15 protein-coding genes and 1 tRNA gene are annotated in these 13,684 nt (G+C 72.5%); 7 read left to right on the top strand and 9 right to left on the bottom strand.

Annotated features, from left to right (window positions below; genetic code table 11):
* Window positions 1–43 precede the first annotated feature (43 nt).
* On the bottom strand, window positions 44–1,168 hold the full coding sequence (locus SOM35_RS15815) for an FAD-dependent oxidoreductase (protein WP_320516117.1): 1,125 nt from the start codon (window positions 1,166–1,168) through the stop codon (window positions 44–46).
* Between the two features lie 118 nt (window positions 1,169–1,286).
* Here SOM35_RS15815 and SOM35_RS15820 point away from each other — a divergent pair, with 118 nt between their 5' ends.
* Complete coding sequence (locus tag SOM35_RS15820) at window positions 1,287–2,786, top strand: MFS transporter (protein ID WP_320516118.1); 1,500 nt, start codon at window positions 1,287–1,289, stop codon at window positions 2,784–2,786.
* Complete coding sequence (locus SOM35_RS15825) at window positions 2,779–3,774, top strand: alpha/beta hydrolase (RefSeq protein WP_320516119.1); 996 nt, start codon at window positions 2,779–2,781, stop codon at window positions 3,772–3,774. The genes SOM35_RS15820 and SOM35_RS15825 overlap by 8 nt, the downstream gene beginning before the upstream one ends.
* Before the next feature lie 82 nt (window positions 3,775–3,856).
* Here the strand turns inward: SOM35_RS15825 and SOM35_RS15830 are convergent, their stop codons facing one another.
* The 5 genes from SOM35_RS15830 to SOM35_RS15850 all read right to left on the bottom strand — a co-directional run bounded on the left by SOM35_RS15830 (window position 3,857) and on the right by SOM35_RS15850 (window position 6,679).
* A complete protein-coding gene (locus SOM35_RS15830) occupies window positions 3,857–4,981 on the bottom strand; it encodes an SGNH/GDSL hydrolase family protein (RefSeq protein WP_320516120.1) in 1,125 nt (374 codons plus the stop codon).
* A gap of 146 nt (window positions 4,982–5,127) precedes the next feature.
* A complete protein-coding gene (locus tag SOM35_RS15835; RefSeq protein ID WP_320516121.1) occupies window positions 5,128–5,586 on the bottom strand; it encodes a hypothetical protein in 459 nt (152 codons plus the stop codon).
* Window positions 5,587–5,639: 53 nt separating this feature from the next.
* The gene (locus SOM35_RS15840) at window positions 5,640–5,798 is read right to left on the bottom strand and encodes a hypothetical protein (protein WP_320516122.1); all 159 of its coding nucleotides are present in this window, start codon (window positions 5,796–5,798) and stop codon (window positions 5,640–5,642) included.
* 119 nt (window positions 5,799–5,917) lie between these two features.
* Window positions 5,918–6,481: an RNA polymerase sigma factor gene (locus SOM35_RS15845; protein ID WP_320516123.1), complete on the bottom strand. Its 564-nt coding sequence runs from the start codon at window positions 6,479–6,481 to the stop codon at window positions 5,918–5,920.
* 127 nt (window positions 6,482–6,608) lie between these two features.
* Window positions 6,609–6,679, bottom strand: a tRNA-Gly gene (locus SOM35_RS15850).
* Between the two features lie 205 nt (window positions 6,680–6,884).
* Here SOM35_RS15850 and SOM35_RS15855 point away from each other — a divergent pair.
* Both SOM35_RS15855 and SOM35_RS15860 read left to right on the top strand, forming a co-directional pair.
* Window positions 6,885–7,958 carry a DUF6177 family protein gene (locus SOM35_RS15855; protein WP_320516124.1) on the top strand — a complete coding sequence of 358 codons (1,074 nt, stop codon included), beginning with the start codon at window positions 6,885–6,887 and terminating at the stop codon, window positions 7,956–7,958.
* A 1-nt stretch (window position 7,959) separates the two neighbouring features.
* Entirely contained in the window at window positions 7,960–8,295 is a 336-nt protein-coding gene (locus SOM35_RS15860; RefSeq protein ID WP_221850398.1) for a hypothetical protein, read from the top strand.
* Between the two features lie 49 nt (window positions 8,296–8,344).
* On the opposite strand, the gene SOM35_RS15865 is transcribed toward SOM35_RS15860, so the two are convergent.
* The 3 genes from SOM35_RS15865 to dcd all read right to left on the bottom strand — a co-directional run bounded on the left by SOM35_RS15865 (window position 8,345) and on the right by dcd (window position 9,863).
* The gene (locus tag SOM35_RS15865; protein ID WP_320516125.1) at window positions 8,345–8,674 is read right to left on the bottom strand and encodes a ribonuclease HepT family protein; all 330 of its coding nucleotides are present in this window, start codon (window positions 8,672–8,674) and stop codon (window positions 8,345–8,347) included.
* Window positions 8,671–9,198 (bottom strand): helix-turn-helix domain-containing protein, encoded by a 528-nt coding sequence (locus SOM35_RS15870; RefSeq protein ID WP_320516126.1) that lies wholly within the window; start codon window positions 9,196–9,198, stop codon window positions 8,671–8,673. The genes SOM35_RS15865 and SOM35_RS15870 overlap by 4 nt, the downstream gene beginning before the upstream one ends.
* A gap of 77 nt (window positions 9,199–9,275) precedes the next feature.
* Window positions 9,276–9,863: a dCTP deaminase gene (gene dcd / locus SOM35_RS15875; RefSeq protein ID WP_111076014.1), complete on the bottom strand. Its 588-nt coding sequence runs from the start codon at window positions 9,861–9,863 to the stop codon at window positions 9,276–9,278.
* 139 nt (window positions 9,864–10,002) lie between these two features.
* Here dcd and SOM35_RS15880 point away from each other — a divergent pair, with 139 nt between their 5' ends.
* The 3 genes from SOM35_RS15880 to SOM35_RS15890 all read left to right on the top strand — a co-directional run bounded on the left by SOM35_RS15880 (window position 10,003) and on the right by SOM35_RS15890 (window position 13,616).
* Window positions 10,003–12,120 (top strand): bifunctional copper resistance protein CopD/cytochrome c oxidase assembly protein, encoded by a 2,118-nt coding sequence (locus SOM35_RS15880; protein ID WP_320516127.1) that lies wholly within the window; start codon window positions 10,003–10,005, stop codon window positions 12,118–12,120.
* An 81-nt stretch (window positions 12,121–12,201) separates the two neighbouring features.
* Window positions 12,202–12,780 (top strand): RNA polymerase sigma factor, encoded by a 579-nt coding sequence (locus SOM35_RS15885; RefSeq protein ID WP_253466778.1) that lies wholly within the window; start codon window positions 12,202–12,204, stop codon window positions 12,778–12,780.
* Window positions 12,777–13,616, top strand: a complete 840-nt coding sequence (locus SOM35_RS15890; protein WP_320516128.1) for a hypothetical protein — start codon at window positions 12,777–12,779, stop codon at window positions 13,614–13,616. The genes SOM35_RS15885 and SOM35_RS15890 overlap by 4 nt, the downstream gene beginning before the upstream one ends.
* The last annotated feature ends 68 nt before the right edge of the window (window positions 13,617–13,684 follow it).

A 13,684-nucleotide genomic window follows, 5' to 3' on the forward strand; every position in this document is an offset into this window, starting at 1 on the left:
GCGGTGCGCCGGGCGCTCCTGCGGTGCGGCGGGTGCGCCCGCGTCAGAGGGCGAAGCGCGGGTGTGGTTGGCCGCCCGTGGCGAGGTCCGCCAGCATCTCCCCGACGAGCGGCGCGAACTTGAACCCGTGCCCGGAGGACCCGGTCGCGACGGTCACCGGCCCGCGCCGGTCGAGCACGAAGTCCTCGTCCGGGGAGTTGTCGTACAGGCAGCTGATCAGCGTCGGCCGCGACGCGTCCACGCCCGGCACGAACCGCTCGACGTACGCCTGCAGCCGCGCCACCTCGGCCGCGTCGGGCGTCCGGTCACGGTCGTCCGGGTCGACGACCGGCCCGGTGCCGTGGAACCCGACCTTGACGCCCTCGCCCGGCGTCAGCAGCCCGTAGACCCCGCCGCCGTCGGCCGGGTGGTGCACGAACGACGGCCACGCCTCGTCCGGCAGGTGGCTGGGGAAGTGCGCGGGCTGCTCCTGGGTGACGCGGATGGCCGGGAGGCTCGCCCCCCGCCCGGCGAGCAACGCACCCACCAGCGTGGGCGCCCAGGCACCGACGGCCGCGACGACACTGCCGGTGCGGACCGTGGTGCCGTCCCCGAGGGTCAGCGTCACCGTGTCGCCGGCGTCGTGCACCTCGGTCACCCGCATCCCGAAGCGCAGGTCGGCGCCGGCCGATGCTGCCAGGTCGAGCAGGGCCTCCAGGGCGTCCGCGGCACGGATCCGGCCGGCGGTCGCGTGCGCCAGGACGTGCCCCTCGAACGCGATGCCGGGCCACCGGGCAGCGGCCTCGGCCGGGGTCAGGCGCTCGGCGGCGATCCCCGCGGCGTCGAGAGCGGCGGCGATCGCGTCGACGACCTCAGGGCGTCCGTGGTCCACGGCGCCGGTGTGGTCGAGCAGGGTCCGGCCGGACGCGACCTCGAGCGCGGCCCAGGCGTCCCAGGCGCGCAGCGTCAGCTCGACGTAGTCCGCGTCGGGGTAGCCCATGCGGAAGATCCGACTGCCCCCGTGCGAGGAGCCGTGCACGTGTCCGCGGTCGTGCTGTTCGAGCAGCAGGACGCGCTCGCCGCGTGCGGCCAACGACCGCGCGGTGGCGGCGCCGAGGATCCCGCCGCCGATGACCACGTGGTCGAACGCGTGCGTGGTCGGTCCGTCGGTCGAGGGTGCGATGGCCATGACGACACCGTATGGGTTAGAGTTCGACGCAGAGGGAAAAAACCCGCTCTGCTCCGGCAGGCGGAACCGCGTACGCGTCTCACGGGAGTCGCCACTTCTTCATCGAAGGAGTGCGCCCGTGTCAGGACGAACCTCATCAGCACGAACCGGCCCGCCGAGCACGACCGGCTCGCCACCCGCTGGGCTCCGCGACGCCTGGCTGCCACTCGCCGGCCTGTCCGCGGTGTTCCTGTTCGAGATGCTCGACAACTCGGTCCTCAACGTCGCGCTCCCCACCATCGCCCGCGACCTGGCCGCCTCGACGACCGCGCTGCAGTGGGTGTCCGGTGCCTACTCGGTGGCCTTCGGCGGGCTGATGCTGCTCTTCGGTTCGGTCGCCGACCGCGTCGGCCGTCGTCGCACGATGCTCGTCGGCCTGGTGCTCCTGGCCGTGGCGAGCCTGGCGACCGTGTTCGTCACCTCGGTGGAGCAGCTCATCGTCGTCCGGGCGCTGATGGGCGTCGCCGCCGCGATGACGACCCCCGGCTCGATGGCGCTGGCGTTCCGGCTGTTCGGCACCGAGGACCTGCGCGTCCGGGCGTTGACGGTGATCTCCACCGCCGGGTTGGTCGGCCTCGCCGTCGGACCCACCATCGGCGGGTTCGTCCTGGCCGTGGCACCGTGGCAGGTGCTGCTCGTCGCGAACGTGCCGATCGCGCTCGTCGCCGTCGTCGGCATCCGCGCCGGCATCGCCGCCGACCGCCCGGCGGACCTGCACCGCGACCCGGTCGACGTCATCGGAGCGGTGCTGGGCACCGCGAGCATCGTCGGCGTCCTCGTCACCCCGACGCTCGTCGTCAGCGGCGCTGCCGGCTGGGCCGGATGGGGTGCCGGAACGGCGACCGTCCTCGTGGCCGCCGGCTTCGTCGTGCGGGAGCGCACCGCACGCCACCCGCTGCTCGATCTGCAGCTGATCGCCCGACCGCTGGTCTCGAGCGGGCTCGCCTACAAGGCCGCCGCAGGGCTCGCGATGGCCGCCCTGTCGTACCTGGTCACCCTGCAGCTGCAGTTCGCCTGGGGCTGGCCCCCGGCGCTCGCCGCGGTCGGGACGCTGCCCCAGGTGGTCGTCCTGCTGGCCAGCGGCCGCTTCGTCGGCCCGTTCGTCCGACGCGTCGGGCTCGACCGGGCGGCGCGCCTCAGCGCCGCCGCGGTCGTCGTCGGCCTCGCCGTGTTCGCCCTGACCGCACGACTCGGCTACCCCGGTGTCCTGGTCGCCCTCGTGCTCGTCGCGGCCGGCATGCGCGTCGTCGGCGCCGTGGCCGGCAACAACGTCCTGCAGGGGCTGCCCGCCGACCGGACGTCGATCGGTGCCGCGCTCGTCGACACCGCGAGCGAGGTCGCCACCGCCGTCGGCATCGCTGCGACCGGCACAATCCTCGCCGCCCTCGTGCCGGGCAGCCTCGGTGCGACGCCCTGGACACCGGACCGGACCGCGGCGTTCGACGGTGCCGTCTCGGTCGCAGGCGTCGCCGTCACGATCGTCGCCGCCGTCCTGGTCGTCGTTGGCGTGCTCCGCGCCCGCACCACCCTCGCGAACACCCCCGCAACCACCACCGCTCAGGAGGAATCCGATGTCTGACGTCATCACCCGCCCGCCGTTCGACCCCGAGTTCGCGCCGTTCCTCGACGCGCTCGCCGCCCGCGGACCGTTCCGCCTCACGCCCGAGATGCTGCCCCGGATGCGCCAGCTCGACGTCCCCCTCGAGACGCTCGACGACGGACTGCGTGCGCGCGGTCTCGAACGTCGGAGCATCACGGTGCCCGGGTACCTCGGCGACCCGATCGAACTGGCGGTCATCCAGCGCATCGGCCTCACCGGTCCGACGACCGGGGTCTACACGATCCACGGCGGCGGCATGATGTTCGGCCACCACCTGGGCAACCTGGACTCCTACGACGACTGGCTGCTCGACCACGACGTCGTCCTCATCAGCGTCGACTACCGCCTCGCCCCGGAACACCCGGACCCCTACCCGGTCGAGGACTGCGCCGCCGGCCTGGTGTGGGTCGCCGAGCACGCCGACGAACTCGGCATCGACCCGGACCGCATAGTCATCGCGGGGCAGAGCGCCGGCGCGGGACTCGCGGCCGGGACCGCGCTCCTGATGCGCGACCGGGGCGGCCCGGCCGTCCTCGGCCAGATCCTGGTGTCGCCGATGCTCGACGACCGCGACCGCACCGTGTCGACGCAGCAGATCGACGGTGTCGGGGTCGCCGACCGTCAGATGACCCGGTTCGGCTGGGACGCCTACCTCGGCGAGCGCCGAGGCACCGACGACGTGTCCGAGTACGCCGCCCCGGCACGCGCGACCTGCCTGGCCGACCTGCCGCCGACGTACATCGACTGCGGTAGCGCCGAGGTGTTCCGCGACGAGACGGTCGCCTACGCCAGCGCGCTCTGGGCGGCGGGCGTCGACGCCGAGCTGCACGTGTGGCCCGGGGCCTTCCACGGCTTCACGAGCATGGTGCCCGACGCCACGGTGTCGCGGCGGGCGGTCTCGGCCTTGGCTGACTGGACCCGGCGACTGCTCGGCGAGCCGCACCCGGTCCGTGCCGAGCGCGGCTGAACACCGTCACGCCGCGGTCGAGAAGAACCGGGTCCGCCGACGCAGAGCGCGTCGTCGGACCCGGCCTCACTCGTCCGGTCGATCAGCCGTGCGTGTGACCGTGCGCCCGCGTGATCGCGGCGATGGTCTGGTCGCGCAGGTACGCGACACCGGCGGCGTTCGGGTGCAGCGACCCGAAGAGCAGGCCGTAGCCCGTCTCGCCGAGCTGCGTGCTGTTCGCCGGGTCCGGGTGGTCCGTCAGGGTGAGCCCGGAGATCCAGGCCGAGCCGGCCGAGGCGCACGCGGTGTGGGCCGCGGACCCGTCGAAGGTCGAGACGTAGGTGAACCCACGAGCCTGCGCCGCTGACTGGATGGCGCCGTCGAGCTCCGCCTCGGTCTTGTGGAAGTACGCGGTGTCGGTGCTGGTGAACGGGAACGAGTTCTGCGGGAACGGCGGCTCGAGCCCGGAGTCACCGATGATGCTCGAGAAGCAGCCCTTCGGGGACTGGGCCGCGTCCGGCGCGATCATCGGGTACCCGACGACGAACACCTTCGCCCGTGGTGCGCGCTGCGCGATCGTCCGGAACGTCTGTGCGAGCCGCGGCGCGACCGTGTTCTTGATGCGTGCGGCGAGACGGTCACGCTCGACACCGTGCACGACCGGGGAGTAGTGGTCCTTGCAGTGGTCGTAGCTCACGCCGTTGATGTCGGAGAACAGCGGACCGTCCTGGCCGAGCGCGATGCAGTTCGTGACCACGTCGGTGAAGCCGAGGTCGTTGCCACCGATCGAGATCGTGACGACGTCGGAGCTCGCGGACAGTGCAGTGACCTGCGGGGCGGCGGTGACCTTCCCCGCACCGGTCGGCTGCGGCACCCGCGTGACGTTGGCGGTCGTCGCGCCGGCGCAGCTCCGATCGTCGAGTCGGAGCCCCAGGGACGATGCGACCTGGTGCGGGTAGTCGGTCGTGGACTGCGCGCAGCCGGCCGCCGGACCCGAACTGTAGGGCGCCACGCCGAACCCGGAGGCGTACGAGTCCCCGAGCGCCACGTAGTGCAGGCCACCACGGGACGACGAGGACGCGGCCACGGCGGAGCCGACCGACGTGCCGGTGTCGGCGTGTGCCGCGGGGAGCGGCCCGGCGGCCCCGACAGCGAGCGACGCGGCCGTGAGGACTCCACCGGTGACCAACAACGCCGTGGACCAGCGGGGGCGAGGAGCATGACGCATGGACGGGTTCCTTCCCAGAACTCGATTCGCCAGACGATCGTCTGGCGAGTCGAGGCTAGGGCCGGCAGCGCCTGACGGCCATGAGAGGGCTGCAAGCTCCGGGAGCCGGGCCCTTCAGGAGCGTCGGCTCGACGAGCCCGCTCGAGTCACTTCGAGGACGCACGCACGAAGAGGTAATCCGGGCGGGGAGCATCGAGTGTCCCGACGGTGAAGGCGAGTCCGCCGCTGTCCACGTAGCCCTGGCGCACGAACCGATCGGCATAGTAGAAGCGGATCCCGGGCGAGCTCCCCTCTGCCACCTTCCAGTGCCCGGAGAAGTTCGTCGGGTACCCGCCGTCCGCGCAACCCGGAGGGCTCGTCGCGGCGTTCCCGGTCCGGCATGCGAGGTTGATGGGGATGTTGCGCGCCGTGTAGGTCCGGTCGGCGGACACGGTGAACTCGGCGGCGCGGTCGCCGCTCTCTCCCTGGAGTCGCCAGGTGCCGGTGTAGTCCTGGGGCTCCGGCTGTGCCGGGACGACGCACCCGGTCAACGCGACCGACAGCAGCGCGATCAGCGTCGCGACGCCTACCCGGCCTCTTGTCACCACTTCACGTTCTCCGTCCATGTGGATCGCTCGACGAGCGGTCGTGCCGTCCCGCAGCCCGGCCACGAACGCGGTCAGCGTCGCGCGAAGACGAAGTCCGGTTCCGGCTTGTCCGTCGTCCCAGAGTAGAAGCCGAGGGAGAAGGACTTCGCGGAGAAGCTGTCGAAGTCCCGGTACGCGACGCTGAAGAGTTGGCCGATCGTCAGAACTGCTGAAGCCTTCCTGCGGCTCACCACTTCACTGTTTCCTTCCAGACGAACTCATCTGTGACGCGTCACGCCGGTCGCGGTGTACTCGATGGTCGCCGTGCCGTCTCCATTCTCGCAAGGAGCGTCCGGCGGTCGTGCCCCTGTCAGCGCCAGAGGACGAGGGCGCCCGCGATCACGGCTCGGGCGCGAGCGATCTGGCCGCGGACCGTCGACTGCGGCAGGCTCAGGGCGTCAGCGATCTCGGCGTAGGAGCGGTGCTCGAGGTGACGCAACTCCCAGCACCGTCGCTGCGCCGGCGTCATGCCGTCGAGGACCCGCTGTACCGCTGCGACCAGTGACGTCCGTTCCGCGACCGCACCGGGGGCGTCTTCGGTGCACGTTGCCACGGAGTCGTCCAGTTCCGTCCGGTACCGCACCGCGGCGCTCCGCAGCCGATCGAAGCTCCGGCGCCGGACCGTGGTCACCAGCCACGCGGTGACGGCGTCAGCGTCCCGCACCCCGTCGAGGTGTGTCCAGGCGGCGATGAAGGTCTCCTGCACGACGTCGTCCGCGTCGCTGGAACCGCGGAGGATCCGCACGGCGATGGCCCGGAGCAGCGATGCGTTCCCGGCCACGATCGTCGCGAGCTCCCGATCCACCGCGGCAGGAGGACGTTCTGTCGTTCCGGTCGAACCCGGCACGGTGTGGTGCGGTGTCGTCGTCGGCATGGGATCCGCTCCTCACGAAGGTGTCGTGAGGAGGTTTCGGACTCGAGGCCGACGACGGTGGGCGTGCGGAGAACCCCAGTGCGAGGGCCAGGGCAGTGGAGCGCCGTCGGACTGGAGGAGGAATCGGAGCGAGTGACGGGAATCGAACCCGCGCTACCAGCTTGGGAAGCTGGAGTTCTACCATTGAACTACACTCGCGCATCCCGTCGAACGGGACCGCACCAGCCTAGCGGAACTTCCGCTGGATGCCAGCCGGACGCCCGTGGCGGACGCACGCCGGGCCTCCCGTCCGCCCCTGTCTCTCCGCTGTGAGCCGCGCTCTCCGACGGACATCGCCAGGGGGCCGTGTGTACCGTCCGAGGGGACCACCGAGCTCGCACGACCGACCCGAGGAGGAACCGGAATGGTCCGACACCCCCTCATCGACGACGTGGTCGGCCCGGCCATCGTGGTGGACTCCAGCGCCCCCGTGGTGTGGCTCACCGACTCCCTCGACTCCCTGCTGCGTCGTGCCGAAGCGGCCGGTCGCACGGTCGTCCTGCGGACCGGCCAGGAGGCTGCACTCACCCCCGCCCTGCGGCACGCGCTGGGTGCGCACGGCGCCGCGTGGGCGGTCCGCGGACCCGACGGGGCACTGCGCGACGGCCGCACGGGGGTGCCGGCCGCGAGCCTCGACGACTTCGTCACGCACGGTCCGGAACTGCTCGGCGACCCCTCGCCCGAGCACCGCGACGCCGTCGGCTCGGTCCGGCAGATCAGCATCGACCTGACCCTCCGCCACCACGACGAGCGGACGGTCGACATCGGCTCCGCGATCGAGGCGCTGTGCGAGACGGTCGGCACCTGCCCGACGCGGTGGGGCACCTCGGAACCGCTGACGTCGACCTGGGACCGCTGGGTCGTCACGCAGTACGCGATGCACGAGTCGCCCGGCATCAGCACCTCCTACGCGATCGGGGACGGCTTCGCGGCGACGATGACCGCGCACCTGACCGGCGGGGTCGTCGTCGAGACGATGTCCGCCGTCCTCACCGTCCCCGAGGGCGGCTCCGACCCGCAGCTCGCCTCCCGCCTGCTCGACGCCGTGCACCGGGTCGCCAGCGACGTCGAGCCGGTCTTCGGCGTCGTCATGCAGCGCCGCGGGGACGCCGACCACCTGGTCCGCGCGGTCGGCTACGGCGAACCCGAGCCGCTCGCGGTCATCGTCGGCCCCGAGGCCACCCGCTTCCTGGACCGCCGCGGCGAGTGGCCGCCGGTCCGCACCACCACCGACACCTTCGCGGGCGAGGTCGGCGAAGGCCTGGTCGTCCGGTTCGAGGACGGCTGGACCGCGCTCGAGTCGTTCCTCGACCGCATCGACGAGGACCGCTTCCTGCAGCTCGTCGGCGGTGCGCCCCTCGACGCCGCCCACGACGACGGCGCACTCGGGCCGCACGCGATGCAGCACGGCGGTCAGGGGTCCCCGGGTGCCGCGTGACGTGACCCTCCTCTGCCGCGGCGAGGTGCAGGTCCGTGACGTGGCCGAGGCGCTGCTGCTCCACGACGACGCGTGGGGCGTCCGGGCGCTCGACGACGGTCCGATGCTGCAGGTCTGCCGCGACGCCACGCACCCGGTCATCACGGTGCTCGGCGTGCGACGGGTCGACGAGGTCGACGAGGTCGCCCGGTTGCTGCCCGACGCCCCGGCGCTCCCGGTGCCGCTGTGGTGGGTCGACACGGTGACGCCGTTCGACGAGGACGGCGAGCGCGGGGTGACGGCGGCGCTGGAGGCATCGCTCGACCTCGACGCCGTCTGCATCGTGCACGGGGACTGACGAGCGGTCACCCCTCGCTGCGGGCGGCAATGCCCGACGCTGCCGCACCTCAGGCGCAGCGGGCGCGCATCCGGCGTGCCGCGGCACAGAGGACCGGCACGTCGGTCAGCGCCGTGCCGATCAGCACGGACGCCGGGGTCTCGATCGGCCGCCGCGTCAACCGTTCCGCGAGCGCGGACACCTGCGACCACGGCACGGCCGGTTCCTGCTCGGTCATCGTCGGCGGGAGGCGCTGCACCGCGGCGGCGATGTCGACCAGGCGCATCCGCACGGCGTCGTGCACCAGCCCCTCGGGCAGGGCCGGATCGGCGACGTAGGTGCGGATCCGGTCGCAGGACGCGATGACGTCGTCCAGGGACTGCCGGACGGGCGCCGTCACAGCGGGACCGCCCGCTCGAGCACGTCGTCCGGCAGCGCGTCGGCGGCCAGGACGTCCACGCGGACGCCGAGCAGCGCCTCGGCGTCGTCCTGCATCCGCATCAGCGCGAACATGCCGGTGGGCGGGGTGAGATCCACGACGAGCTCGACGTCGGCCGGCCAGTCGTCCTCGCGGTGCGGTCCGGAGGCGCCGACGAGCAGGCGGACGGCGACGGCACCGTGCTGGGCGAGGGAAGCGCAGAGTTCGTCACGGTGCCGGTGGACCAGCTCGCGCAGGGGGAGGGGTTCGGAGACGGGCTGCAGGTCGATCGACGTGCGGAAGCCCGCGGCGAGCAGTAGACGTTGCAGGGCAGCGAGCGAGGGCTCGCGCCGCCCGTTCTCGTAGGTGCTGATGACGCTCTGGGTGACGCCGGCCCGTCGGGCGAGCTGTACCTGGGTCAGGTCGGCGCGCTGCCGGGCGTCACGGATGATCGCGGCGGCGGAGAGCGTCGTCGTCGTCGACGCACGGGCGTGTCCAGGCGGCATGTTGGCAACGATACACAGGATTCCGTATTTCGTTTCGCATTGCGCTGGCGGCTCGGCGAACCGACCGGGAGGCCCGTTCAGCGCGGCTGGGACACGTCCGCCCGGTGGAAGTTCAGTGCCGACCGCGACGCCGTCGGTCCGCGCTGCCCCTGGTAGCGGGACTGGTAGTCCGCGGACCCGTAGGGCTTCTCGGCCGGGCTCGACAGCTGGAAGAAGCAGAGCTGCCCGATCTTCATCCCGGGCCAGAGCTTGATCGGCAGCGTCGCCACGTTCGACAGCTCGAGGGTCACGTGGCCGGAGAAGCCCGGGTCGATGAAGCCGGCGGTCGAGTGCGTCAGCAGCCCGAGCCGGCCGAGCGAGCTCTTGCCCTCGAGCCGTGCGGCGATGTCGTCCGGCAGCGAGACGACCTCGAAGGTCGAACCGAGCACGAACTCGCCCGGGTGCAGCACGAAGGCCTCGTCCGGGTCGGTCTCGACCAGGCGCGTCAGGTCGGGCTGGTCCACCGCGGGGTCGATGTGCGGGTACTTGTGGTTGTCGAACAGCCGGAAGTACTTGTCCAGCCGGACGTCGATGCTCGACGGCTGCACGAGGGCGGCGTCGTACGGGTCGAGGCCGATCCGGCCCTGGTCGAGCTGGGCGGTGATGTCGCGGTCGGAGAGCAGCACGGGGGAAGCCTACTGGCCGACTCGGGCGGACGTGGCTGGTCGGGTGCGGACCAGGGGGTGGATCCACATGGTGGGTCCAGAGCGGCGCGCCTACGATGGAGGGTCCGCGGACCGCGGACGGAACCGACCCGAGACAGGTATGGCCGTCACGTCTTCTCAGCCCCAACCGGACAGCGCCACCGGGACCGACAGCGCCCACCGTCCGGACAGCGCGCAGCGTCCGGACACTGCCACCCGGACGGGAGGCCCGGCACCGGAACACGCGCCCGTCACCACGCGCACGTCCACCGTCGCGACCGTCCTGGTCATCGCCCTGCCCCTCGTGGTCGCGTGCGCGGTCCTCGGCATGACGATCACGGGCGCGTTCACCGCGAACCAGCAGCTGGAGTCCGCCGGTGACCTGGTGCAGTTCGGTCTGGTGGCCGCGCGCGGGGTCCACGACGGCGTCGCGGCGTTGACCGTCGGCCTGCTCATCGTCGCGGCGTTCGCGTTGCCGGCGCAGAAGGCCGACCACGGTGCGATGTCCTCGGTGCAGCACCGGGCCGCACGCTGGGCGGCGATCGCCGGGTCGATCTGGTTCCTGGCCGCCGTCGTCGGCATCGTGCTCACCGGGGCGAACACCCTCGGCGTCCCGCTGACCAGCCCCGTCTTCGCCCGCAACTTCCTGCTCTTCGCGTTCCAGGTCGAGATCGGGCAGTCACTGGTCGTCTCCGCCGCCGCGATCCTCATCGCGACGGTGCTCGCGGCACTGGCCACCCGGGCCACGACCCTCGCGTTCGCAACCGTCGCCGCGCTCTTCGCACTGCTGCCCCTCGCCCTGTCCGGCCACGCCGCGGGGTCGCTCGAGCACGCCAACGCCGTGAACTCCCTCGCCGTGCACCTGGTCGGGGTGTGCGTGTGGGCCGGCGGGCTCGTCGCCGTCGTGCTGCTCCGCACCCGGATGAAGGGCGCCACCGGACGCGTCGTCGCCCGCTACTCGACGCTCGCCGGGTGGGCGTTCGGTGCGGTGGCGTTCTCGGGCATCGTGAACGCGCAGCTCCGGCTGACCGGGCCGCTCGACCTGTTCACGACGCCCTACGGGTGGCTCATCACGACCAAGGCCACGATCCTGGTGCTGCTCGGCATCGCCGGGGTCGTGCAGCGGCGGAAGCTCGTGCCGGGTCTGCTCCGCGCGCCGACCGACCGCCGCCTGTTCGTCCGGTTCGCCCTGGCCGAGATCGTCTTCATGGCCGTCGCGATCGGCGTCTCGGTCGCGGTGTCCCGCAGCCAGCCGCCGATCCCGCAGACGCCGGAGACCGGGGCGGACACGCGCTCAGGGCTCATCGGCTACGCGTACCCGCCGGTGCAGACCATGCAGACGTACCTGTCGCAGTGGCACATCGACTGGATGTGGCTCGCGCTCGCCCTGGTCGGCGCCGGCTGGTACCTGTGGAGCGTGCGCAAGCTCCGGCAGCGCGGGGACTCGTGGCCGGTCGGTCGGACCATCGCGTGGCTGCTCGGCTGCGCCGTGTTCATCTGGACGACCTCCGGCGGCCCGGCGGTCTACGGCATGATCCACTTCTCGTCGCACATGGTCCAACACATGCTGCTGATGATGTTCGTCCCGCTGCCGCTGGTCCTCGGCGGTCCGGTGCTGCTGGCGCTCCGCACCCTGCCGGTCCGCAACGACGGCTCCCGCGGCGCCCGCGAGTGGCTGATGCTGTTCGTGCACTCGCGGTGGATGCAGTTCCTCGGCAAGCCCGCGGTCGCCGGCGTCATCTTCGCCGGGTCCCTCGTGGTGTTCTACTTCACGCCGGCGTTCGAGTACGCGATGCAGTCGCACGAGTGGCACGTCGTGATGGTCGTGCACTTCGTGTTCAGCGGGTACCTGTTCTTCTGGGTCTTCGTCGGCATCGACCCGGGCCCGGCGCGCCCGCAGTACCCGATCCTCATCATCGCCCTGCTCGCGACGCTGGCCTTCCACGCGTTCTTCGGGGTGGCCGTCATGACGTCGCAGTCGGTGTACGCGATCGACTGGTTCCACGCGCTCGGGCAGACGAACGACCGCGCCCTGCTCGACGACCAGCACGTCGGCGGCGGCATCGCGTGGGGGGCCTCCGAACTGCCGATGGTGTTCGTCGCGCTGCTCGTCGTGCGGAACTGGGTGCGCTCCGACGAGCGCATCGCCAAGCGCAAGGACCGCCAGGCCGAACGTGACGGCGACGCCGAGCTCAAGGCGTACAACGAGCGCCTGACCGCCATGCAGCGCCGGGACTGAGCGGACCGCAGAAGGGGCACCGCTCCGACACGCGGGTACGACCAGGTGGAACCATCCGGGCGGTGCCGGACACTCCAGGACATGAGAACCGGAAGCGGCGACGACGCCGAGGACTGGGCGGCAGCGGGCCGCGGTGACGGCGAGGCCTACGGCCGCGTCTTCGACCGCCACCGTGACCGTGTGCACCGTCATGCACTCCGGCTGGTGCCGCCCGAGGTGGACGTCGACGACGTCGTGGCGGTCGTGTTCCTCGAAGCCTGGCGGCGACGACGGAGCGCCCGGCTCGTCGACGGCGACCTGCTGCCGTGGCTGCTCGTCACCGCGACGAACGTCGCACGGAACGCGACGCGGACCACGATGCGGTACCGGCGCCTGCTCGCCACGCTCCCGCCCGCCGACCACGCTCCGGACCCGGCCGACCGACACGACGACGGCGCTGCCGTCGCCGCGTTCCGGAGGCTCTCCCCGGCCGACCAGCAGGTCCTGGCCCTCTGCGTGATCGCCGGGCACCGCGAGGCCGAGGCCGCCGAGGTCCTCGGTGTCCCGATCGGGACCGTCAAGTCCCGCCTCTCCCGCGCCCGGAAACGCCTCGGCAGACAGTTCGCCGAGCAGACGGCGGCCCCCACAGCACCCGCGACCACCACCGGAGGACCACGATGAACACGACCTCCCGAGACGACGCCCTCCGCGCCCTGCTCGTCGACCGCGTCGGTCGTTCCGCCAGGCGGCGTCGCTGGCTCGTGCCGACGATCGGCGTCGGCGCGTTCGTCGTCGCCGGCGCCCTCACCGCCGGAGCGCTCGTCGGCACCGGGTTCCTGCAGCAGACGCTCGCCCCCGAGGACGCGACAGCCCTCGTCGAGACCGGTGCAGCCGGGGACGTGACCCTGCTCGGAGCCCCAGTCGTCCGCGTCAGCGACGGGGCGACGAGCCTGACACTGCCCGACCGGCCGTCCGGCGCGCACCACGTCGCCGTCGGGCTGCAGTGCGCGCCGCCCGAGACCGCGACCGTCACCGTCGGGGCGGACGGGGGCGATGGTGAGCCGACGACCGCGGACTGCGGGACGTCGATCACCCTGCCCGTGGGGTCGAGTGCGGGGGAGCGGCCGGTCGTCCGGGTGGACCACGCCGGGAGCCCGATGACGGTCTGGGCTGCGTGGGCACGTCCGGACCCGGTGCCGGGTCCGTCGCCCGAGCAGCAGGACGCCGTCGAGGACGGGGTCGTCACGAGGCCGGAGTACGTCGCGGCGTGGGACCGGTACGTGGGGTGCATGCGGGCGTCCGGGCACCCGGTCGACCTCGGCGACGAGGACCCGGTCGTGTTCGCGATCGCGGTTGCTGCCGAGTCGGCACAGGCCGACACCCGGTGTGGGGCGGTCGAGCTGGGGCAGGTCGGCGCACTGTGGCAGGCCGAGCACCCGGACGCGCAGGAGTTCACGAGCGCGGCGGGAGCGCGGTACGACCCGGCGGCGGACCCGCGGTACGCGGGGGAGCGGTAGCGGGAGCGCTGGCCGTGCGGGGCGCAGCCGGACGACGGACGGGACCGGTCTGGAGGCGCGGGGCGAGC

This window comes from Curtobacterium sp. CFBP9011, assembly GCF_034045095.1.
In the GTDB taxonomy this organism is placed as follows: Bacteria; Actinomycetota; Actinomycetes; order Actinomycetales; family Microbacteriaceae; genus Curtobacterium.